The following is a 20,796-nucleotide window of genomic DNA, read 5'->3' on the forward strand; positions in this document are numbered from 1 at the left end:
AGCCCCTGTGACTCAAACGTCATACTTAATTGCTCCAGCCGGGGAACGTAGGCTTGCCCCATGGCAAACGAGGGGAAGGGACTGCACGCCCGTGTGCTGGAGTCCCTCGGACCCGCGATCACCGCGGGCGACTACCCTCCGGGCACGATCCTGCGCACGGACGAGCTGGAGCAGCGCTTCGACGTCTCGCGCACGGTCATCCGCGAGGCGATCCGGGTACTGGAATCCATGCGGCTGGTCGCCTCCCGGCGCCGGGTGGGGGTGACCGTCCGCCCCACCGAGGAGTGGAACGTCTACGACCCGCGCGTGATCGCCTGGCGGCTGGCCGGCCGCGACCGCCCTCGCCAGCTGCGCTCGCTCACCGTCCTCCGCTCGGCCGTCGAACCGGTCGCCGCAGGCCTCGCCGCCCAGCACGCCACCCCCGCCCAGTGCGCCGAACTCACCGAGCACGCGATGGGCATGGTCGCCACCTCACGCGGCCAGCAGCTCGACGCCTACCTCGTCCACGACATGGCCTTCCACCGGGTGGTACTGACCGCCTCCGGCAACGAGATGTTCGCCCGCCTCGGCGAGGTGGTCGCCGCCGTCCTGACCGGCCGCACCCAGCACCAGGTGATGTTCCCCGACCCCGACCCCGCCGCGGTCACCCTCCACGTCCAGGTCGCAGAGGCGGTACGGACGGGGGACGCGGCGCGGGCGGAGGAACTGACGCGGCAGATCACCACGGGCGCGATGGCGGAACTGGACGTGCTGGCGCCCTAGACGCGTGCTGGCACCCTGGACGGCGGCTTCCGTACGGACACGCGTGTCCGTCTGCGCGCCACAACAGATCCGTAAGGACACCCGCAGGGACACCCTCAAGGACATCCGCAAGGGCATCCGTAAGGACAAAGGGACATACGTGTTCGTCAGAACGCATCCGTAGGGACATACGTCCCCCAGACGTTCCGCAACGCGTCGCACACCTCGCCCACCGTCGCCCGCGCGCGCAGCGCCTCCCGCATCGGGGGAAGGACGTTGTCCGTGCCCTCCGCGGCCTTTCGAAGGTCGTCGAGGGCCGCGGTGACGGCGCCCCGGCTGCGGCGGGCCCGCAGTACCGCGAGGCGCTCGACCTGCTGGGCCTCGATCGCCGGGTCGACCCTCAGCGGGGTGTACGGCTCCTCCTCGTCCAGCTGGAAGCGGTTGACGCCGACGACCACCCGCTCGCCGGCGTCCGTCTCCTGAGCGATGCGGTACGCGTTGCGCTCGATCTCGTCCTTCTGGAAGCCCCGTTCGATGGCGGCCACCGCGCCGCCCAGGTCCTCGACCCGCCCCATCAGCGTGACCGCCGCCTCCTCCACCTGATCGGTCATCGACTCCACGGCGTAGGACCCGGCGAACGGATCTACGGTGGCGGTCACATCGGTCTCGTACGCCAGCACCTGCTGCGTACGCAACGCGAGCCGGGCCGCTTTGTCCGTGGGCAACGCGATGGCCTCGTCGAAGGAGTTGGTGTGGAGGGACTGGGTGCCGCCGAGAACCGCGGCCAGGCCCTGGATCGTGACCCGGGCGAGGTTCACCTCCGGCTGCTGGGCGGTGAGCTGCACTCCGGCCGTCTGGGTGTGAAAGCGCAGCATCTGCGATCTGGGGTTCCGGGCGCCGAATTCCTCCCGCATCACCCGGGCCCAAATCCGCCTCGCCGCACGGAATTTGGCGATCTCTTCGAGCAGTGTCGTACGGGCCACGAAGAAGAAGGAGAGCCGCGGCGCGAAGTCGTCCACGTCCATCCCGGCGGCGATCGCGGTACGGACGTACGCGATGCCGTTGGCGAGCGTGAAGGCGATCTCCTGCGCGGGTGAGGCGCCCGCCTCCGCCATGTGGTAGCCGGAGATCGAGATGGTGTTCCACCGGGGGATCTCGGCCCGGCAGTACTGGAAGATGTCGGCGGTCAGGCGGAGCGAGGGCTGCGGCGGGAAGATGTACGTACCACGTGCGATGTACTCCTTCAGGACGTCGTTCTGAATCGTGCCGTTGAGCCGGCCTGGGCTCACCCCCTCCTCCTCGCCCACCAGTTGGTAGAGGAGCAGCAGCAGTGCCGCCGGGGCGTTGATCGTCATCGACGTCGACACCCGGTCCAGCGGAATCCCGCCGAACAGCACCCGCATGTCCTCGACGGAGTCGATGGCCACCCCGACCTTGCCGACTTCGCCGGAGGCGAGGGGGGTGTCCGAGTCATGGCCCATCTGCGTCGGCAGGTCGAAGGCGACCGACAGGCCCGTGGTGCCATGGGCGATGAGCTGCCGGTAGCGGGCGTTGGACTCGCGGGCGGTGCCGAAGCCGGCGTACTGCCGCATGGTCCAGGGCCGGCCGGTGTACATCGACGGATAGACGCCACGCGTGAAGGGGTAACTGCCGGGGGCGCCGAGCCGGCTCGCGGGATCCCAGCCGTCCAGAGCCTCCGGGCCGTAGACCGGCTCGATCGGCAAGCCGCTCTCGTTGCGCCGCACACCGCCGTCCGATTCCTGCACCATGGACGTACGCCTCCCATTGAACTGACGTGATATCCGCTATTTCGCTATTCCGCTTTGCACCGTTCTACTCCGTGGTGGCCGCATGCCCGCAGGTTCGCCACGCCGCGGCGCTGGGCAGCATCCCGGTGGCCGGTCGGGGGCACCGAGATCCGGGAGCAGCGCATGAAGCGGAGCAACGGCAGACGTACCGCGGCCGCCGCGGTACTGGTGGCGGCACTCGCGGTGGGCTGCCGTCCGGTGACGGTCACGAAGACGGGCGGCGCACCGGACGGCAGCGGCGTACGGTACGGCCCCACCGCCCCCGCTCCCCCGCCACTCGGCCCGCACACACCGCCCGCCCCCTCCCCGACCGAACACACCGCCCGCTCCGCGACTCCCACCCCCGAGCCGGTCATGGCGTACGGCTCACAGGGCGCGCGGGTCCGCGAACTCCAGGCCCGGCTGGCCCAGCTGGGCCTCTTCGACCACGTCCCGACGGGCAACTACGCGTCGGTCACCGCCGCGGCGGTCCGCGCTTTCCAGCAGCGGCAGGGCCTGCCCCGTACGGGCGCCGTACAGCCGGAGGCCTGGCGTACGCTGCTCGCCCGTACGCACCGGCCGTCGCCGGCGGAGCTCCGCCCCCGCACCGCCCGGCCGGTCGGCGCGGCCGATCCGCGCTGTCTGCGGGGCCGGGTGATCTGCATCAGCAAGCGGAGCAACATCCTCGCCTGGATTGTTGACGGGCAGGTCGTCTCGGCGATGGACGTCCGCTTCGGCTCCCAGTACACCCCCACCCGCGAAGGCACTTTCGCCGTCACGTTCAAGAGCCGCCACCACGTCTCGACGATCTACCACACGGCCATGCCGTACGCGATGTTCTTCAGCGGCGGCCAAGCCGTCCACTACTCCGCGGACTTCGCCGCGCGCGGCTACACCGGCGCCTCACATGGTTGCGTGAACGTGCGGGACGAGGGGAAGATCGCCGCCCTGTTCGGCGCGGTGCGGCAGGGTACCAAGGTGGTTGTTTACCACTAGGGGGCGTTCGAACGGATCCCCTAGGGCGTGTTGCGAAAGTGTGTGCGGTGGCGGACGTGGCGTAGTACTCCTGGGGGGACATAGAGACACGTATGTTCTCACTTGGAGTTGTCGATGGCCGTTCGCCGTGTCGTACCCAACATCCAGTCGGAGGCCGCGCAGGAGAGCCGGGAGTTCTATGGCCTGCTGGGATTCGAGGAGGTCATGAACCACGGCTGGATCATGACGCTCGCCTCCCCGTCCAGTCCGGCAGCGCAGATCAGTGTCATGACCAGTGACAAGACCGCGCCTGTCGCCCCCGACATGAGCGTCGAGGTGGACGACGTGGATGCGGCTTATGCGGTCATGCGGGAGAGCGGTGCGGAGATCGTGCACCCCTTGCAGGATGAGGAGTGGGGCGTGAGGCGGTTCTTCGTCCGCGATCCCAGCGGACGGGTGGTCAATGTGCTGGGCCACCGGTGACGGCCTCTTCCGCGCCCCTGGTGAAAGTGCTGGTCACAGCCACTCGTTGATGGCTGCGACGAGGACGGTTGCTTCGTAGCGGACGGCGAGCTTCTCGTAGCGTGTGGCCACTGCCCGGTGCCTTTTGAAGCGGTTGACACCGCACTCCACGGCGTGCCGCTCGCGATAGTCGATCTTGTCGAACCTCGGCGGGCGGCCGCCGCGCGAGCCGCGCTCCTTGCGGTTGCGGGCCTGGTCAGCCTTGTCCGGGATGGTGCAGCCGATCCCGCGCCGCCACAGGTAGGCACGATTCTTGCGGGAGGCGTACGCCTCGTCGGCCCGCACCCGGTTCGGCCGGGTGCGCGGCCTGCCGGGCCCGACACGGCGCACCCGGATCTTCTCCAGCACGGGCTCGAACTGCGGGGCCCCCGCGCTGCCCGCCCGTGATCACGATCGACATCGGCTTCTGGCCCTGCTCCACGGCCAGGTGCAACTTGGCGGTCAGGCCGCCGCGCGAGCGTCCGAGCCCGTGGTCATCCGGCTCAGTAGCGACGCCACCGGGCGGCTCGACCTGCAGGTCCCCTTTTCCCGTGCGCCGGCGGCGTGCTGGTGGGCCCGGCAGACAGTGGAGTCGACGTTGATGTCCCAGGTGATCAGCTGCTTCGCGCCGGCCACGGCCTGCAACTCGGAAAAGATCTGCTGCCAGGTGCCGTCTCGCTGCCAGCGGCGGAACAGGTCGTACGCCCGCCCCCAGGGCCCGTACCGCTCCGGCACGTCCCGCCACGGCGCCCCGGTACGGGTGCGCCACCGTATGCCGTCGATCAGCTGCCGCCTGGTCCATACCGGCGGGCGTCCCGGCTTCTTACCCACTGGCAACAGCGGCTCCAGGCGGGCCCATTGCACATCCGTCAAATCTCCACGTGCCACAAAGCAAGATCATCCCATCTCAAGATCCACTTTCGACACGCGCCCTAGGGGTTGCGAGCGCCCCCTGTGGGGCCACAACCCGATGGGGCGGGTCGGTATTCCCGATTCCCCCTTGTCCCTTACCCCTTCCCCAATTCCCATGGCCTGCACGGGATTTCCTTGCGGGACAACCCTTGTGTGACAGCCAGTTCTCTTCAACAGAAGCGACAATTGAGCAACCCCCACACACAGCAGCCCCCTCCACGAGAGCGGCGCCGGTTTAGGCGCAAAGAGGGGGGCGGCGCGGGCAGGGCCGGGGGAACGTGCCCCACCCGCGCCAGATGCGCTGAGCCGAGGTACGGGGGGGGAAACCCCGGCTTCTCGCGCAGCCGATGACCAGTCGGCTTCATTTCTTACTGCGTCACAGGGTCGAAAAACGTCACACCACGCTGGTGGCCGGTGCACCGGGGAAGGACATTCCGGCCAGAAGTGGGCCAGAAGTCAGGTGAGTGGCGCGGACGGCGTGGACGGAACGGGCGGCGTGGGCGGCACAGGCGCGGTGGGCGGAGTGGACGGAGTAGGCGGAGTGGGCGGTTCGGAGGCCGGGGCGGGGGTGCCGGCGAGGTGGCCGGCGCTGAGCGTCCGGGCCGATGCTCCGTCCTTCTTGCCGCCGCCGGAGCTTCCGGAGCCACCGGAGCCGGCAGAGCCATGGGTTCCACCGGAGTTACCGTTCCCGCCACTCCCGCCACTCGCGCCACTCGCGCCACTGCCGCCACCGTTGCCGCCGACGCCATCGTTGTCATCCGAGCCGCCGCTGTTCTGATGGCGTGCGAGGTAGGCACGGCAGAAGCCGTGCACCTTCTCCGCGCCGCCGGCCTTGCTTTCGAGGTGACGCAGCAGCTCACGCGCCATTTCGCCCCGTTTGCCGGACTCATAGCTCCGGCAGAGGTCGAGCAGAGGGTTTTTTCCGTCGTTGTCACGGTGGCCGGGCCCACCGTCCCCGTCCTTGCCCTTGTCCCCGCTCTTGTCCCCGTCACGGTCATCGTCGTGGTCGCCGCCTCGCCCCTTGCCGTCGCCGGGCGTGCCCGTGCCCGGGCCCTGCGTCGCGCCGGGGCTGCCTGGCGCCGGGGTGCCGGCGGGCGCGCCGGTCCCGCCGCCGTGCGTGGCGCCCGGGGTCGGCGCCGCCGTCCCCCCGGTCTCGGCGCCGGGCGGGTAGGTACCGAGCGTGCCGGGGGTCTCGGCGGCGGAGACGCTGGAGCCCGGTTCGGGCGCGTCGCCGCCACCCCGGAAGGGGGCGGGCAGGACGCCGGTGCCGGCCGCGACGGCGACCCCGCCGATGGTGCAGACGGCGAGGGCGACGGCGATACCGCGCCGGAAGGGACGGCCGAACCGGGGCCGTTCGGCACCGCCTGTGGTGTGCAGGGTCGTCAGCGGGCTGTCGGCGGCCCGGCCGCGCGCCGTCACCCCGGCGCCCCGGTGGGCGGCACGATGGAACGCGGCGACCGCGGCCTCTTCCCCGGGAAGCGGAGCGGCCCCGGACGGCCCGGTGCCGGTTGCGGCGGCGGCCTCCAGCAGTTGTTCGAGCTCGTGTGCGCCGTCACCGTGCCGGGCACTGACCGGTTCACCGCGCAGCAGCTGCTCCGCGGCGTCCTTGTCGAGCCAGTTGTACCGGTCGTCGGCCATCACATGTCCTTCTGCGTTCGTGCGGCCGTTTCCGTCACACCTGGTACGTACGATTCCGCCACGCCGTTGCGGCGTCTTCGGTCCTGCATGGGCATCCCGCTCAGCGTTCCGCCGCCCTTGCCCGGAGCCCGTGCGGACGGGCCAGGCGCGCCCTCGTCGGCACCGGCCACACCGCCACCGGAACCGGCGCCACTTCCGACTCCCGTGCCCGTTCCGGCCCCCGTTCCGACCCCCGTTCCGGCTCCCGTTCCGGTCCCGGCCGCCCTGTTGTCAGCGCCCGCCACTCCGCCGTCGGCACCCGCCACCTTGCCGTCAGCACCCGTCGCGGGACCGCTCGGTCCACCGGCGGCCGGACCGCCGCCATCCGTGCCGCCGCCATCCGGCCCGTCACCGATCAACTCGGCGAGCCGGCGCAGTCCGCGGTGCGCGGCGGTGCGCACCGCGCCGGGCCGTTTGCCGAGGACCTCCGCGGTGCTCTTGGCGTCCAGTCCGACGACCACCCGCAGCACCACGGCCTCGGCCTGGTCCTGCGGCAGTCTGGCTATCAGCCGCATGGCACGGCCGGTGCCGAGAGCCTCCAGCGCCTCACCCGCGGTATCGGACGCGCCGGGGGTGTCAGCCAGTTCGCTCTCGTCGCCGCCGACCACCGGGCGCCGACCGCGCATCCGTATGTGGTCGAGGGCGCGATTGCGGGCAATACGGGCGGCCCAGCCGCGGAAGCGGTCGGCGTCGCCGCTGAAGCGCCCAAGGTCGCGGGTTATCTGCAGCCAGGCCTCGGAGGCGACATCCTCAACGTCCGCTTCGCCCACCAACGTCCGTACATATCCGAGAAGTCGGGGATGTACGGCGCGGTAGACGGTACGGAACGCCGCCTCATCACCGTCCTGTGCCGCCTGTACGGCCACCGTCAACCGGCGGTCGTCCGGCTGAATGTCGTCCCCTCGCACGGGTCCATCCTGTCGCACCTGGAATGTCCGCCGCCCGGTCCTTACCGCTTTGTTGATCCACTCGACGTCACTGATCCGCTCAGCTCCACCGATCCACTCGGCTTCGCTGACGAGCCCGGCTCCGCCCACCCACTCGGCTTCGCTGACGAGCCCGGCTCCGCCCATCCACTCGGCTTCGCCGATCCGCTCGGCCACTCGCCGTCCGGCCGTACCGTGCGGCGCCGGAGCTCTCGCCGGCTACCGCCCGCCGCCGGTCACAGCGCACCGGGGACACATGGTAGAGAACCCGTGGTATCGCGGCTGCTCCCGGAGACCGTAACCCGTACCCACACCCGCTCTGAACCCGGGCCGGGCACAGGGCCGTGCCCAGCGCCCCGGAGCCCGCCCCCCTGTGACGCTTTCGGGCCGTCCGGCGCTGTACCGGATAGGGGGCCGTCACGGCCCTTCGCGAAGACGGCCGGGGCCTCTCCTGTGGGGGGTGGCGGCCCCGGCCGTCCTCTTGGATTCGGGCCGTCGCGGAACCTGATGCCGAATTCACCACCCGCCGTCGAAGGCAACCTCACCCCGCATCCGGGGGTGGCGGCCCCGGCCGTCCTCCTCTTCTTCTCTCCTCATGTCTCCTCATGCCACTGGCCTACAGCAGCCACTGCGGTGTCGCGCCGGGTATGCCACTATTCGTGCGCACACATCGCACTACGAGGGACCATTCCATTCACGCTTCCGCAGTCATGGTTCTCGCCCTCACCGAGAACGAACCGCCCGCCCGATACCTCCGGCTCGCCGCCTTCTGCCTCGCCGGAGCTGTCCTGCTCCTCTGGATCGGCCGCACTCAGCGCCGTACGGGCCGGAACTTCCTCAGTCCGAACGAGACGATGCGATGCGGTGACCAGCTGATCTCTCCGCCTCCTCCGAGCAGGCTTCAGCGGGCCCTGGGCCGCGTCATGACCGGTTTCGGGTACTTCTGTGCGCTGGGCGCTGTCGTCAACCTGGCTATCGGCATGAGTCACCTCTGATCAGGTTCCATGGAGCCAGACCTGGTCCGATCCGACGCCATGGAGCCCGATCTGGCGCCATGGCGCCGTAGCGCCTGATCACCCGGCCGCCGCTCCCACCCGGTTGGCCAAGGCGCTGAAGTCCGTCCAGGGCAGGGCGGGCGTCCGCGGGTCCCAGGTCTTCTGTGCCAGGGCCGCCAGCGGGAGCCGGATTCCGGCCGCGACCTGCTGCGCGGTCTGCGCCTGCGCGCGGTCGCACCAGATCGCGAACCGAGCCCCGGGGATCCGGTCCGGGCCGGTCGCACTCGCGGGCACCGCCACCGGCTGGGTGCCGCGGAGTACCCGCGGGGTCCAGCTCTCGTAGATCCGCCGGCCGGTCGGATAGGTGAACTGGTTGGGCTCGCCGAGGACGTAGTAGAGGTACTCGTCGTTGACGTTCAGGACGGTGCGGCCCTCGCGCAGGAACTGTGCGGGGTCGCGCTGGCCCAGCTCCTTGCCGGTCCAGTAGTCGACCGTCCGGTTCTTGTCGGCGTTCACCGCCGTGTCCGCGAAGAATCCGTCGTTCCAGGCCTCGATCCGGTTCTTGCCCTGTGCCTCGACGGTCTTCTGGCGGTCGTTGAGCCAGCCGGTCGCCAGGTCCTCGATGGTGCCGTCGGGCCCGTACTTCTGCCGCGCGGCCCGGGCGAGCTGCGGGTACGACGTCGACGGGGAGGACGACATCAGCGCCTGGTACTCGTCGCCGCCCAGGTGCCAGTAGGCGGGGGCACCCTTGGGGCTGGTGAACAGGTCGCTCATCTCCTTGAGCAGGGAGTCGACCAGCGGACCCGCCTCGGGGTTCGAGATGTCGATCGCGCCGCGGATCGTCCGGCCCGAGGCGTTGCGGAGCTGCAGCTCGGGGAAGTGGTCCAGCACGGCGCCCAGGTGACCCGGCGAGTCGAGTTCCGGGACGACGGAGATGTGCAGGCTCTGCGCGAGCTGGATGATCTGACGGACCTGGGCCTTGGTGAGATGGTCCGCGGAGACGATCTGGGGATGGGTGTCGCTCTGGATGCGGAAGCCCTGGTCGTCGGAGAAGTGCAGCTGGAACTGGTTGAGCTTGAGGTCGGCGATCTCCCGCAGCCGCGCCTCGATCCAGTCCTGGGTGAACGGCTTGCGTGCGTTGTCCAGCGACAGTCCGCGCTGCGGGCGGTCCGGCCGGTCCTCGATGGTGCCCTCGGGGAGTCCGCCGGCGGCGCGTACGGCCTGTTTGACGGTACGGGTGCCGTAGAAAATTCCCGCGTCGGTGGGGGCCGTGAGAGTGAGCCGGGCTCCGCGGGCGGTGAGGGTATAGGCCTCGTCGGCGGTACCCCGGACGGGAACGTTGTTGGCGGCGAGGCTGTTCGCACCCGTTCCCCCCTTGGTCACCTTTTTCGCAGATCTACCTACCCCTTCCCCTCTGCCCTTTTCTGTACTGCTTTCTGCTCCACTTTCCGTTCCGCTGTTGCCCGTCAGCTTCACTTCGATGTCACCGGGCCGCACGGCCTCGTCCTCATAGACGACCGCCAGCCCGCCCAGATCATGGGCCATCAGTTGCGCTTCGTCCGCAACGTTGCTCCCCTTCCCGGCCGGCACCACCACACGAGCCGCTTTCGTCGGGCGCCAGCCGCGCCCCTCGGCCTTCCGGAACTCCTTTACGGCGGGGATGACCTGCGGAGTTCCGGTCACCGGGGCCCAGGTCGGAGCGGCCTGGGCGGACGGGTTCACCTTGGCGCTGGTGCTGCCGGGCGGCTCGGTGTCCGCGGAATCGGAGCAGCCGGCGAGCAGCAACGCGCCGGTGAGCACCACGGCCGGCAGTGCGGCGCGCGGCTGCCGCATCGGGTTCGACATCGTGCAATCCTCACTTTTCTGGGCGAAGCATTGCCAGGTGTGCGGAGCCGGTTGTCCACTGAACGCGCGAAAGCTCTCTCATCCGGGTGAAATTCGCGCACCCCTCGGACAGTGATCGACAGGCGTCGTTAGCGTGGCGTCTCTCCTCGTCACCCCTCTCCCACCTCTCCCAGGGCCTCGTGGAACCGCCGGATATCGCCGGGGTGTCGTGCCACACACCACCGCCACACCCTCACTCTCCGCCGTTCCGTCACATGTCCCGGCGCCGGTCGCCTTCGGTCCCGCTTCGATCTCACTTCGGCCCGTATCAGTCCGCCTCGGTCCGCTTCCCCCAGCTTCCGTCAGCCGCCCGCCCCGCACCCGTCGAAAAGATCCAGTCGAGAAGATCCCGCCGAGTAGCCCCCCGAGAAGATCCAGAAGAACCAGCAGATCCAAAGCATCAGCAGCGCCAGAAGCGCCAGAGAGCGCCGGAAGACCCAGAAGATCCGCCGTCATCATTCGATTCGTCATTCGATTCGTCCGAGGAGCCCACGCTGTCCGGCGATACCCCGGCCGCCCGGCCGACAACGCTGCCCCGCCCGCAGTCCGCGCGGCGCGGTATACCTCCGCAGCTCCGCGGCACCGCCCCGCTCCGGCCCCGCCCCGAGGCGCTCGGCCTGGACCGCTTCAACGCGCTCGCCCCCGACGAGGCCCTCGCCGTGCTGCTCGGCTGCTGCGCCAGCCGCCACTGGGCCGAGCGGGTCGCCGCGCACCGCCCCTACCCGAACCCCGAGTCCCTGCTGGCCGCCGCCGACGAGGCCTCGTACGACCTCACCCTGGCCGAGCTGGAGGAGGCGCTCGCCGGGGAGTCCCCCACCGGGCCGCCGCCGGCCGACGCCCGCGGACCCGGCGTGCTCGCCGCCCGTACGGCACTGCGCGCGGCGCACGCCGAGTACCGGCGGCGCTTCCGCCACACCTTTGTGATGTGCCTGGACGGCTACCGCGAGGACGAACTGCTCGACCAGGTCCTGTGCGGAATCCGCACCCGGCTGGGCCATGCGCCGGTCGAGGAGCGGGCGGTCACCGCGGAGGAGCTGCGCCGCCTGGCCCGCGGCCGGCTCACCCGGCTCACCCGGCTCGCGACCGCCGCGAACCCCTGAGCCCTCTTGCCCCCGTACCCCCGTACCCCCACCCTTCGTGCCCCCGTCACCCTTCATGCCCCGAGCCCCCGAGCCCGCGAGGTCGTAGGCCCGCGCGCCCCGAGCCCGTAAGCCCCCGAAGCCGTAAAAATCGCACTTCGAGCTTGTGTGATAGCCCGTTGGTGCCTGTTTGATCACACCTGAGGACCCCCGCGCGAGAAGCCGACAGCTCGTCGATACGATGACGACCGGCCGGTGGACCGTATCCGGCCGGGCCCGACCGACAGTGCGGCATCAAAGGTGCTTACGCGTGGCGGCGCGGCCCTCAGTCCCCGCTCCCGGAGGGTTCTTCCGTGCCGGCTGGAACGCTGTACCGCGGCCGGGAAGGCATGTGGTCCTGGGTGGCTCATCGAGTCACTGGCGTCCTCATCTTCTTCTTCCTGTTCGTCCACGTCCTCGACACCGCTCTCGTACGCGTCTCCCCGGAGGCGTACGACAACGTCGTCGCGACCTATAAGACGCCGATCGTCAACGTCATGGAGTACGGCCTGGTGGCCGCCATCCTCTTCCACGCGCTCAACGGCCTCCGGGTCGTCGCCGTGGACTTCTGGTCCAAGGGCCCGAAGTACCAGAAGCAGATGCTGTGGACCGTTGTCGGTGTCTGGGTCGTGCTGATGGCCGGTGCCTTCTACCCCGTGCTGCAGCACACCCTGCGCACGCTGTTCGGGAGCTGACGCAAGATGTCCGCTGAAACCACCTCCGCAGCTGCCGCCGCGCCGGAGCAGGTCCGGCTGTACGACGTCGACAACCCGGCGCCGGTCATCGAGGCGCCGCGCAAGCGCACCAGGAAGACCGGCCGGGCGTCCCGGGGCAACTTCGAGATGCAGGCCTGGCTGTTCATGCGGCTGTCCGGCATCGTGCTGGTCGTCCTGGTCCTGGGCCACCTGCTGATCCAGCTGGTCCTCGACGGCGGCGTCTCCAAGATCGGCTTCGCCTTCGTGGCCGGCCGCTGGGCCTCGCCGTTCTGGCAGGTCTGGGACCTGCTGATGCTGTGGCTGGCCATGCTGCACGGTGCCAACGGCCTGCGTACCGTCATCAACGACTACGCGGAGCGGGACAACACCCGCTTCTGGCTGAAGATGCTGCTGTACACCGCGACGGTGTTCACCGTCCTTCTGGGCACGCTGGTGATCTTCACCTTCGACCCGAACATCTCCTGAAGCCGGGGCTGACTGGAACCATGAAGATCCACAAGTACGACACCGTCATCGTCGGCGCCGGCGGCGCGGGCATGCGCGCCGCCATCGAGGCGACCAAGCGCAGCCGCACCGCGGTCCTGACGAAGCTCTACCCGACCCGCTCCCACACCGGCGCCGCCCAGGGCGGTATGGCCGCCGCCCTCGCGAACGTCGAGGAGGACAACTGGGAGTGGCACACCTTCGACACGATCAAGGGCGGCGACTACCTGGTCGACCAGGACGCCGCCGAGATCCTCGCGAAGGAGGCCATCGACTCGGTCCTCGACCTCGAGAAGATGGGCCTGCCGTTCAACCGCACGCCGAACGGCACGATCGACCAGCGCCGCTTCGGCGGTCACAGCCGCAACCACGGTGAGGCGCCGGTGCGCCGCTCCTGCTACGCGGCCGACCGCACCGGCCACATGATCCTCCAGACGCTGTACCAGAACTGCGTCAAGGAGGGCGTGGAGTTCTTCAACGAGTTCTACGTCCTGGACCAGCTGATCACCGAGGTCGACGGCGTCAAGAAGTCCGCCGGTGTCGTCGCGTACGAGCTGGCGACCGGCGAGATCCACGTCTTCCAGGCGAAGGCCGTCATCTACGCGTCCGGCGGCACCGGCAAGTTCTTCAAGGTGACGTCCAACGCGCACACGCTGACGGGCGACGGCCAGGCGGCGGTCTACCGCCGTGGTCTCCCCCTGGAGGACATGGAGTTCTTCCAGTTCCACCCGACCGGCATCTGGCGGATGGGCATCCTGCTGACGGAGGGCGCCCGTGGTGAGGGCGGCATCCTCCGCAACAAGGACGGCGAGCGCTTCATGGAGAAGTACGCGCCGGTCATGAAGGACCTCGCGTCCCGTGACGTCGTCTCCCGCTCCATCTACACGGAGATCCGCGAGGGCCGTGGCTGCGGTCCCGAGGGCGACCACGTCTACCTGGACCTCACCCACCTGCCGCCGGAGCAGCTGGACGCCAAGCTCCCGGACATCACCGAGTTCGCGCGGACGTACCTGGGCATCGAGCCGTACACGGACCCGATCCCGATCCAGCCGACCGCGCACTACGCCATGGGCGGCATCCCGACGAACGTCGAGGGTGAGGTGCTCGCCGACAACACGACCGTGGTTCCCGGTCTGTACGCCGCCGGCGAGGTCGCGTGCGTATCGGTGCACGGCGCCAACCGCCTGGGCACCAACTCCCTCCTGGACATCAACGTCTTCGGCCGCCGGGCCGGCATCGCGGCGGCGGAGTACGCGGCCACGGCCGACTACGTCGAGCTGCCCGAGGACCCGGAGAAGCTCGTCGTCGACCAGGTCGAGCGGCTGCGCAACGCCACCGGCAGTGAGCGGGTCACCGAGATCCGCAAGGAGCTGCAGGAGACCATGGACGCCAATGTGATGGTGTTCCGCACCGAGCAGACGATCAAGACCGCGGTCGAGAAGATCGGCGAGCTGCGCGAGCGCTACCAGAACGTGTCCATCCAGGACAAGGGCAAGCGGTTCAACACCGACCTGCTGGAGGCCATCGAGCTGGGCAACCTGCTCGACCTGGCCGAGGTCATGGCGGTCTCCGCGCTGGCCCGCAAGGAGTCCCGCGGCGGTCACTACCGCGAGGACTACCCCAACCGCGACGACGTCAACTTCATGCGGCACACCATGGCGTACCGCGAGGTGGGCGCAGACGGCGCCGAGTCGATCCGCCTCGACTACAAGCCGGTCGTGCAGACCCGCTACCAGCCGATGGAGCGTAAGTACTGATGGCTACCCCGACCCTGGACAAGGCCGCCGAGGCCGACAAGCCCGAGCCCGGCTTCGCCGACTCCCCGTACATCACGGTCACCTTCCGGATCCGCCGGTTCAACCCGGAGGTCTCCGACGAGGCCGGCTGGCAGGACTTCCAGCTGGAGATCGACCCCAAGGAGCGCGTCCTGGACGCCCTCCACAAGATCAAGTGGGACCAGGACGGCTCGCTGACCTTCCGCCGCTCCTGCGCCCACGGCATCTGCGGCTCGGACGCCATGCGGATCAACGGCAAGAACCGCCTGGCCTGCAAGACGCTGATCAAGGACATCAACCCGGAGAAGCCGATCACGGTCGAGGCCATCAAGGGCCTGACCGTGCTGAAGGACCTTGTCGTCGACATGGAGCCCTTCTTCCAGGCCTACCGCGACGTCATGCCCTTCCTGATCACGACGGGCAACGAGCCGACCCGCGAGCGTCTCCAGTCCTCCGAGGACCGCGAGCGCTTCGACGACACGACGAAGTGCATCCTCTGCGCGGCCTGCACCACCTCGTGCCCGGTGTTCTGGAACGACGGCCAGTACTTCGGCCCGGCGGCGATCGTCAACGCGCACCGCTTCATCTTCGACTCGCGTGACGAGGCCGGCGAGCAGCGCCTGGAGATCCTCAACGACAAGGACGGCGTCTGGCGCTGCCGGACGACGTTCAACTGCACGGACGCCTGCCCGCGCGGTATCGAGGTCACCAAGGCGATCCAGGAAGTGAAGCGGGCGCTCATCACGCGGCGCTTCTGATACGTCCCGGTCCAGTACGTCCAGTACGTCCATGGCGCTTCGCGCACTTCTCGTACTCGTACGTCCAGCGGCACATGGCAGGGCCCGGCCACCGGTCGATGCACCGGAGGCCGGGCCCTGCCATGTGCCGAGTCAGCTCGGGCCCACAGCCGTCCCGTTACGCCTTCTCCCGCTTAATTGAGCACCTTTTCCAGAAAAGCATCCAGATTCCGCACGGTGCGCGCGATCCGCTCCTCCAGCGGCAGCGTCTCCTCGTGCCGCCCGGCAAGCTGGGACTGCTTGCGTCCCCGGACATAGAGGGAACAGGCGAGGTCGGCGCAGAGGTACGTCCCCACGGTGTTCCCCTGCCGTCCCGCGGGCCCGGCCCGGCGCGCCGCGAGCAGAGTGACACCGGACCCCGGATGTCCGGTCATGCACACCGAGCACACCGTCGTCTTGGTGAAACTCCGCCGTACGCCCTGCGGCACCCGCAGCGTCACCCCGATCAGCCTGTCGCCATGCGGCGCCACCAGATAACTCCGGTCCGGCGCACCGGGATCCCGCCACCCCAAGAAGTCCAGGTCTTCCCAGGGAAGTCCGGCCAGTCCCGCCGGGATATTGATCCTGCTCGCCTCCCCCTTCGAGCAATTCACAAAGGAGGCACGTATTTCTTTTTCACCGACGGGGTCCATAAGCACCGAAGCTAACAGCGGCTGCGCGGTCCCGTCATGTCATTTTCCCGAGGCTCGGAGGCCGGAGGCCAGAGGCCAGGAAGCCAGAGGCCAGGAAGCCGGAGGCCAGGCACCTGCCAGGTCCCGGCTCCAGCACCAGCTGTTGCGCGCCGCTGTACGTACGTCCCTCGGCCGCTGTTCCGCTACGGGTGCGGCTGGCGTGGGCTGTTCCTCTCGTTCTCACGCGAGATAACAACTTCCCGGTACGCAGCGATAACTGGTCCGTGCAAGCGGTTTCCTTCTTTACGCACCCGCGGTGCTCGCATCATCAAGAGAACGGCCAGAACCAGTAGCGTCACGGCGCATACCTGAAGTACCGCGTAGGGCAGCCAAAATCCCCAGACGATCCTTGCAAATCCTTCTGCCGTCAGGCCGGCCAACATGCAGAGAAACCCGCCCACAATGACCCTGTCACTCTTGGCGCGGGACTTCCTCAACCCCTTCTCGGCTGCGATGAGGGTGGCTTCATCCAGCGGGTCGAAGCCGTCCCGTTCATGGATCCAGCGAGCCGTACGCTGGGCTGCCGCACTCTCCCGCAGCACGTCAAGCGCGGGACCGCCTCGCATATCCACTTCCGCCGAGGAGCCGGGCCGCGTACCCGTACGGTAGAAGAGCCACTGCCCCTTGGCGCCATGTGCCTGGCGCAGGAACCCCTCTGCGCGGGCCATGTCTTCGGCCTGGTTGGTGGAGATACCCGGGTAGTTGGACGGGTTGATACGAATGTGGCCCCGGACGTTCGGAACCCCAGTGCGCAATTCCTGTCGCAGTTCCTCGACACGCTGCTCCAACGGAACCTTCTTGCGCTGTCTGCGCGTGTCCCACGCCGTGTAGGCGCCGAAGAGCAACCAGAGCCCCAGCCCGATCACCATCCAGCGAGGTATCCCCAGGCCGGCCTCTCCACCAGCAACAGCCAGAAGCAATTCGGCTCATCCCTTACCTCTGAGTGATCTCCGAGTGATCTCTGAGTGCAATGCTGATGTGCCGCTGCCCACCTGCTGGCCAGGCCCGGAGGGCAGCGGGGCGAACGACCCGGCTGTGCCGGTGCCCTCCCTCGGCGACGGTCGGGTCAGGCGGACGTCGTGTCCGTCAGGTCGGCCGGTGACTGGTTCGCGGCGGCCGCGTGCCGAAGGGCCCGTACGCCTCGGAACCCGATCACGCCGATTGCCGTCCCCAGAAGAAAGGAAAACACCGCGAGCAGCAAATGCACCCAGAAGTAGCCGGTCGGGTCACCCGCGTCGTCGAAGGCGAGGCCGCTCCCGTCCTTCACGAGGTTTTTGACGAAAGTGATCCAGATGAACCAGCTCCACACCCCGAAGGCGAGCAGGAACCAGGAGACGGGGCGAGAGAGGGTCGCCGGGGTGCGGGGGGCGGTCCCCGAAGAGCGCAACATGTACTCCAGTATGGGGAGCGGCTCCATACGGCGGTCGGGAGGGGCACTCTTCCGTGGTGTGCTGGCGGCGTCGCGGCCAAAGAAGGGTACGTTCAGCGACGTGCCGACGACCTTCTGTACTTTCACGGCTGCCAACCGTCCAACCGCCGCCATGACTCCCCCGGCCGCCGCGACCGCCATGGCTGCGACCGCCGCTGAGGCCGCCACGGCTGCGACCGCCGCTGAGGCCGGTGCGGCCGCTGGGAGCGGACGTGCGGCGCGTCATGGCGTTTCCGTACGTGCCCCCCTTTCCGTACGTGCTCCCCTCCGGGCTGCCGCCGCGCTGGCCGTCACCGGGCTGCTGGCGTCCCCGCTGCTGGCCGGCACCGCGTACGCCGATGATCCCAAGGCTCCCGCGCCGGCCAAGCCGCCGGCCAAGATGTCGCAGATCGGCGGGGAGCGGCTGGGCATGCCCGGCGTCCAGGTGGCGCCGCGGGCCGGGGCGCCGAAGCTGCCGGGACCGCATGCCTTGACCGCCCGTTCCTGGATCGTCTCGGACGCCGACTCCGGCAAGGTGCTGGCCGCCAAGAACCCGCACTGGCGGCTCGCACCGGCCAGCACGCTGAAGATGCTGTTCGCGGACACGCTGCTGCCGAAGTTCCCGAAGGACCAGAAGTACACCGTCAAGCCCGGCGACCTGGTGGGGCTGGGCGAGGGCAGCAGCATGGTCGGGATAAAGGAGAACCTGCCCTATGCGGTGCACGACCTCTGGCTGGGTGTCTTCCTGCGATCCGGGAACGACGCGGTGCACACGCTCGCCTCGATGAACGGTGGGGTCGCGGCCACCGTCAAGCAGATGCAACAGCACGCCGAGGATCTGAACGCCAACGACACGCATGTCGTCACCCCGGACGGCTATGACGCGCCGGGGCAGGTCTCCAGCGCGTACGACCTGAGCCTGTTCGCCCGGTCGGGACTGCGGAACGCCGACTTCCGCGAGTACTGCTCCACGGTGAGCGCGCAGTTCCCCGGTGACAAGGGCAAGGACGGAAAGCGGGGGACGTTCGGGATCCAGAACACCAATCGGCTGCTCAGCGGCGATTACGACGTCAAGCCGTATCCGGGGATCGCGGGCGTGAAGAACGGCTCGACGACGAACGCCGGGTCCACTTTCACCGGTGTCGCCCAGCGCGGCGACCGCAAGCTGCTGGTCACCGTCATGAACCCGGAGAAGAAGGAGCACAACGAGGGCTACCGGGAGGCCGCCAAACTCCTCGACTGGGGCTTCGCCGCGGCCGACAAGGTGGACCCGGTGGGCCGGCTCGTCGGACCGCGCAGCGAGGACGACGGTACCGGCGCGGAGGGCCCCCACGGGAAGGGCGCCCATGAGAACACCCAGGCGGCGCTGGACGGCTCCGGTTCGAGCGGTACGTGGATGTCGGTGGGGATCGCCGGTGGCACGCTGGCGCTGGTGGGCGCCGTGGGCCTGATCGTGCACCGTCGGCGGCCGCTGCCGGAGCGCGTACGGGGCAAGGGGCGGGGGCGCGGGCGGGAGCAGGAGCGGGAGCGGGAGCGGGAGCACTCTTCCGGAGAGTGAGCCGACCGCCCACTACCCCGCTACCCCTCTGCCCCTCCACCCCGCTACCCCGCGCGTTCGTCTCCCTCGTCCGCCGCTGCCCGCTCGCCCGCCGTGGCCGTCCATGAGGCGCAGTACACCAGCAGCTTCGCGGTGAAGTTGATCCACAACAGCAGGGCGATCGGGGTACCGAAGGCGCCGTACATACTGCGTGCGGCGACGCCCTGGAGATAGCCGCTGAGCAGCAGCTTCAGCAGTTCGAAGCCGACCGCGCCGAGGAGCCCGGCGATCACCACGGCGCGGTGCGGCGGGCGGGCGCCGGGCAGCTTGGTCAGGACGTAGACGAGCAGCAGGAAGTCCGCGAGGACGGCGATGCAGAAGCCGGCGGCCCTGAGCAGGAGGGCGCCGGCGCTCTGCTCGGACAGCCCGATCGCGTCCACCGCCCGGTCCACCGCCGCCGTGGCGAAGACGGAACAGCCGAGCGAGAGCAGGGCGACACCGCCGAGCCCCAGCAACAGGCCGCCGTCGCGGAGCTTGCCGACGAAGAAGTTGATGTCCTCGTCGTCCTTCTCCCACACGGCACGCAGACAGTCGCGCAGCGAATCGACCCAGCCGATGCCGGTGAACAGCAGCACGGCACCGGCGACCAGGCCCACCGTCGTGGCGTTCTCGACCAGTGCGGTGACGTCGAGCTGAGCCGAGATACCGGGGAACTGCTGGGCGATCGTGCCCTCCAGTTCATGCAACTGACGGTCGCTCAGCATCGTGGCGCCGATCGCGACGCCCACGGTGAGAAGCGGAAAGAGCGCGACGAAACTGGTGAAGGTGATGGCCGCGGCCAGCCTCGTCCACTTGACGCGGAGCATGCGCTCGTAGGCCCGCCAGGCGTGAGTGCCCATCAGCCGGCCGACGGCCGGCCCGACCACCGGCAGCCTCCTCAACCAGTCCATGGCGTTCCCCTTGTGCAGCTTCCGATCACACCTGAGGGGCCACCGTAAGCCGCCGCTGCCGCTCGGCGGTGGCGTCAGCGGAAGGGTGTCGTCAGCGGAAACGGTGTCGTCAACGGAGCGTTGTCGTCAGCGGAACGGTGCCGGTGGGCGCGTCAGATCGGCGGGCTGACGGGGAACGGCGGCCTGGTGGGCGGCGGCAGCCGGGTGGGGAGCGGCGAAGGGGTATTCGCGGTCGAGGCGCCAGACCGCGTCGGGGCCCTGTTCGTAGAGGGCGAAGCCGTCGATCGTCCAGGTGGCCGTGAAGTCGCTGAGGTCGGCCTGGGCGCGGTCCATGGCGGCTTCGGGGATGCCGTGGGCGATGGTGACGTGGGGGTGGTAAGGGAACTGCAGCTCACGGGCGCAGGGGCCGGAGGCCGCGCGGACCCGGGCCTGGAGGGCGGTGCAGCCCGCCTCGCCCTCGGTGACCTTGACGAAGACCACCGGGGAGAGCGGGCGGAAGGTGTCGGTGCCTTCCAGGCGGAGGGGGAAGGGGCGGGAGACGGCCGCGACCCCGGCCAGATGGCGTTCGATGGCGGGGAGGGCGTCGGCGTCGACCTCTGTGGGCGGGAGGAGGGTGATGTGCGTGGGGATGCCGTGCGCGGCGGGGTCCCCGAAGCTCTCGCGCTTCCGCTGGAGGAAGCGGCCGAACGGCTCCGGGACCGCGATCGAAACGCCCAGCGTTACGGTCCCCACGGCGTTCTCCCTCCTGAGCGGCTGATACTGCCTGACGGCTGATGCTGCCCGACAGCTGATACTGCCTGACGGCTGATGTCTGTGCGGCTGCTGTTGCTGTACGGCTGTCTGTACGGCGCGCTCCCGCACGCTCTTAGTGTGCCGGTGCGGCTCCCTTTACGGGGAGTGCCCTCGGTCTCGTCCAGCTCGTACGGGCTCGTACGGGCTCGTA

General features: G+C 69.3%; 19 protein-coding genes and 1 pseudogene. 10 read left to right on the plus strand and 10 right to left on the minus strand.

The features are described 5' to 3' along the window. The first annotated feature begins 60 nt into the window (after positions 1 to 60). Entirely contained in the window at positions 61 to 762 is a 702-nt protein-coding gene (locus ACFY12_RS04170; protein ID WP_390714134.1) for a FadR/GntR family transcriptional regulator, read from the plus strand. Between the two features lie 146 nt (positions 763 to 908). On the opposite strand, the gene ACFY12_RS04175 is transcribed toward ACFY12_RS04170, so the two are convergent. Then, entirely contained in the window at positions 909 to 2,510 is a 1,602-nt protein-coding gene (locus tag ACFY12_RS04175; protein WP_390714135.1) for a methylmalonyl-CoA mutase, read from the minus strand. 162 nt (positions 2,511 to 2,672) lie between these two features. Here ACFY12_RS04175 and ACFY12_RS04180 point away from each other — a divergent pair, with 162 nt between their 5' ends. Together ACFY12_RS04180 and ACFY12_RS04185 are read left to right on the plus strand one after the other, a co-directional pair. Further along, complete coding sequence (locus ACFY12_RS04180; RefSeq protein ID WP_390714136.1) at positions 2,673 to 3,524, plus strand: L,D-transpeptidase family protein; 852 nt, start codon at positions 2,673 to 2,675, stop codon at positions 3,522 to 3,524. A 114-nt stretch (positions 3,525 to 3,638) separates the two neighbouring features. Further along, positions 3,639 to 3,986 carry a VOC family protein gene (locus ACFY12_RS04185; RefSeq protein ID WP_189748194.1) on the plus strand — a complete coding sequence of 116 codons (348 nt, stop codon included), beginning with the start codon at positions 3,639 to 3,641 and terminating at the stop codon, positions 3,984 to 3,986. Positions 3,987 to 4,019: 33 nt separating this feature from the next. Here the strand turns inward: ACFY12_RS04185 and ACFY12_RS04190 are convergent. The 3 genes and pseudogenes from ACFY12_RS04190 to ACFY12_RS04200 form a co-directional block, all read right to left on the minus strand. Continuing rightward, positions 4,020 to 4,892, minus strand: a pseudogene (locus ACFY12_RS04190) (IS5 family transposase). Positions 4,893 to 5,372: 480 nt separating this feature from the next. After that, positions 5,373 to 6,554, minus strand: coding sequence for a hypothetical protein (locus ACFY12_RS04195; RefSeq protein WP_390714137.1), 1,182 nt, complete (start codon positions 6,552 to 6,554; stop codon positions 5,373 to 5,375). After that, complete coding sequence (locus ACFY12_RS04200) at positions 6,554 to 7,501, minus strand: RNA polymerase sigma factor (RefSeq protein ID WP_390714376.1); 948 nt, start codon at positions 7,499 to 7,501, stop codon at positions 6,554 to 6,556. The genes ACFY12_RS04195 and ACFY12_RS04200 overlap by 1 nt, the downstream gene beginning before the upstream one ends. Positions 7,502 to 8,229: 728 nt before the next feature. On the opposite strand from ACFY12_RS04200, the gene ACFY12_RS04205 reads away from it, so the two are divergent. Next, entirely contained in the window at positions 8,230 to 8,514 is a 285-nt protein-coding gene (locus tag ACFY12_RS04205) for a hypothetical protein (RefSeq protein ID WP_390714138.1), read from the plus strand. Between the two features lie 78 nt (positions 8,515 to 8,592). Here the strand turns inward: ACFY12_RS04205 and ACFY12_RS04210 are convergent, their stop codons facing one another. Then, complete coding sequence (locus ACFY12_RS04210; RefSeq protein ID WP_390714139.1) at positions 8,593 to 10,359, minus strand: glycoside hydrolase family 20 protein; 1,767 nt, start codon at positions 10,357 to 10,359, stop codon at positions 8,593 to 8,595. 698 nt (positions 10,360 to 11,057) lie between these two features. On the opposite strand from ACFY12_RS04210, the gene ACFY12_RS04215 reads away from it, so the two are divergent. The 5 genes from ACFY12_RS04215 (at position 11,058) to ACFY12_RS04235 (ending at position 15,248) form a co-directional block, all read left to right on the plus strand. Further along, entirely contained in the window at positions 11,058 to 11,498 is a 441-nt protein-coding gene (locus ACFY12_RS04215; RefSeq protein ID WP_390714140.1) for a 2-oxo-4-hydroxy-4-carboxy-5-ureidoimidazoline decarboxylase, read from the plus strand. 332 nt (positions 11,499 to 11,830) lie between these two features. Then, positions 11,831 to 12,211, plus strand: a complete 381-nt coding sequence (gene sdhC / locus ACFY12_RS04220) for a succinate dehydrogenase, cytochrome b556 subunit (protein ID WP_079123594.1) — start codon at positions 11,831 to 11,833, stop codon at positions 12,209 to 12,211. A gap of 6 nt (positions 12,212 to 12,217) precedes the next feature. Then, complete coding sequence (locus ACFY12_RS04225) at positions 12,218 to 12,697, plus strand: succinate dehydrogenase hydrophobic membrane anchor subunit (protein WP_066925929.1); 480 nt, start codon at positions 12,218 to 12,220, stop codon at positions 12,695 to 12,697. Between the two features lie 20 nt (positions 12,698 to 12,717). Then, a complete protein-coding gene (gene sdhA / locus ACFY12_RS04230) occupies positions 12,718 to 14,472 on the plus strand; it encodes a succinate dehydrogenase flavoprotein subunit (RefSeq protein WP_390714141.1) in 1,755 nt (584 codons plus the stop codon). Then, positions 14,472 to 15,248 carry a succinate dehydrogenase iron-sulfur subunit gene (locus ACFY12_RS04235; protein WP_066925923.1) on the plus strand — a complete coding sequence of 259 codons (777 nt, stop codon included), beginning with the start codon at positions 14,472 to 14,474 and terminating at the stop codon, positions 15,246 to 15,248. Before sdhA ends, ACFY12_RS04235 begins: the two co-directional genes overlap by 1 nt. Positions 15,249 to 15,421: 173 nt before the next feature. On the opposite strand, the gene ACFY12_RS04240 is transcribed toward ACFY12_RS04235, so the two are convergent. The 3 genes from ACFY12_RS04240 to ACFY12_RS04250 all read right to left on the minus strand — a co-directional run bounded on the left by ACFY12_RS04240 (position 15,422) and on the right by ACFY12_RS04250 (position 17,348). Then, on the minus strand, positions 15,422 to 15,919 hold the full coding sequence (locus ACFY12_RS04240) for an FBP domain-containing protein (protein ID WP_390714142.1): 498 nt from the start codon (positions 15,917 to 15,919) through the stop codon (positions 15,422 to 15,424). Positions 15,920 to 16,101: 182 nt separating this feature from the next. Continuing rightward, positions 16,102 to 16,827 carry a hypothetical protein gene (locus ACFY12_RS04245; RefSeq protein WP_390714143.1) on the minus strand — a complete coding sequence of 242 codons (726 nt, stop codon included), beginning with the start codon at positions 16,825 to 16,827 and terminating at the stop codon, positions 16,102 to 16,104. 197 nt (positions 16,828 to 17,024) lie between these two features. Next, positions 17,025 to 17,348 (minus strand): SCO4848 family membrane protein, encoded by a 324-nt coding sequence (locus ACFY12_RS04250; protein WP_390714144.1) that lies wholly within the window; start codon positions 17,346 to 17,348, stop codon positions 17,025 to 17,027. A 10-nt stretch (positions 17,349 to 17,358) separates the two neighbouring features. Between ACFY12_RS04250 and ACFY12_RS04255 the strand changes: the two genes are divergently transcribed. Beyond that, entirely contained in the window at positions 17,359 to 18,924 is a 1,566-nt protein-coding gene (locus ACFY12_RS04255; protein WP_390714377.1) for a D-alanyl-D-alanine carboxypeptidase family protein, read from the plus strand. 44 nt (positions 18,925 to 18,968) lie between these two features. Here the strand turns inward: ACFY12_RS04255 and ACFY12_RS04260 are convergent, their stop codons facing one another. Next, positions 18,969 to 19,853, minus strand: coding sequence for a YihY/virulence factor BrkB family protein (locus tag ACFY12_RS04260; protein WP_390714145.1), 885 nt, complete (start codon positions 19,851 to 19,853; stop codon positions 18,969 to 18,971). A 126-nt stretch (positions 19,854 to 19,979) separates the two neighbouring features. Continuing rightward, entirely contained in the window at positions 19,980 to 20,585 is a 606-nt protein-coding gene (locus tag ACFY12_RS04265; RefSeq protein WP_390714146.1) for a 2'-5' RNA ligase family protein, read from the minus strand. Positions 20,586 to 20,796 lie beyond the last annotated feature (211 nt).

The sequence above is a fragment of the Streptomyces sp. NPDC001339 genome, from assembly GCF_042895955.1.
In the GTDB taxonomy this organism is placed as follows: Bacteria; Actinomycetota; Actinomycetes; order Streptomycetales; family Streptomycetaceae; genus Streptomyces.

Excerpts from the sequence above, each read along its gene's own strand:
- ACFY12_RS04170 (WP_390714134.1), top strand. The coding sequence starts at position 61 with ATGGCAAACGAGGGGAAGGGACTGCACGCCCGTGTGCTGGAGTCCCTC.
- ACFY12_RS04175 (WP_390714135.1), bottom strand. The coding sequence starts at position 2,510 with ATGGTGCAGGAATCGGACGGCGGTGTGCGGCGCAACGAGAGCGGCTTG.
- ACFY12_RS04180 (WP_390714136.1), top strand. The coding sequence starts at position 2,673 with ATGAAGCGGAGCAACGGCAGACGTACCGCGGCCGCCGCGGTACTGGTG.
- ACFY12_RS04185 (WP_189748194.1), top strand. The coding sequence starts at position 3,639 with ATGGCCGTTCGCCGTGTCGTACCCAACATCCAGTCGGAGGCCGCGCAG.
- ACFY12_RS04195 (WP_390714137.1), bottom strand. The coding sequence starts at position 6,554 with ATGGCCGACGACCGGTACAACTGGCTCGACAAGGACGCCGCGGAGCAG.
- ACFY12_RS04205 (WP_390714138.1), top strand. The coding sequence starts at position 8,230 with ATGGTTCTCGCCCTCACCGAGAACGAACCGCCCGCCCGATACCTCCGG.
- ACFY12_RS04210 (WP_390714139.1), bottom strand. The coding sequence starts at position 10,359 with ATGTCGAACCCGATGCGGCAGCCGCGCGCCGCACTGCCGGCCGTGGTG.
- ACFY12_RS04225 (WP_066925929.1), top strand. The coding sequence starts at position 12,218 with ATGTCCGCTGAAACCACCTCCGCAGCTGCCGCCGCGCCGGAGCAGGTC.
- sdhA (WP_390714141.1), top strand. The coding sequence starts at position 12,718 with ATGAAGATCCACAAGTACGACACCGTCATCGTCGGCGCCGGCGGCGCG.
- ACFY12_RS04235 (WP_066925923.1), top strand. The coding sequence starts at position 14,472 with ATGGCTACCCCGACCCTGGACAAGGCCGCCGAGGCCGACAAGCCCGAG.
- ACFY12_RS04240 (WP_390714142.1), bottom strand. The coding sequence starts at position 15,919 with ATGGACCCCGTCGGTGAAAAAGAAATACGTGCCTCCTTTGTGAATTGC.
- ACFY12_RS04245 (WP_390714143.1), bottom strand. The coding sequence starts at position 16,827 with ATGGTGATCGGGCTGGGGCTCTGGTTGCTCTTCGGCGCCTACACGGCG.
- ACFY12_RS04250 (WP_390714144.1), bottom strand. The coding sequence starts at position 17,348 with ATGTTGCGCTCTTCGGGGACCGCCCCCCGCACCCCGGCGACCCTCTCT.
- ACFY12_RS04255 (WP_390714377.1), top strand. The coding sequence starts at position 17,359 with ATGGGGAGCGGCTCCATACGGCGGTCGGGAGGGGCACTCTTCCGTGGT.
- ACFY12_RS04260 (WP_390714145.1), bottom strand. The coding sequence starts at position 19,853 with ATGGACTGGTTGAGGAGGCTGCCGGTGGTCGGGCCGGCCGTCGGCCGG.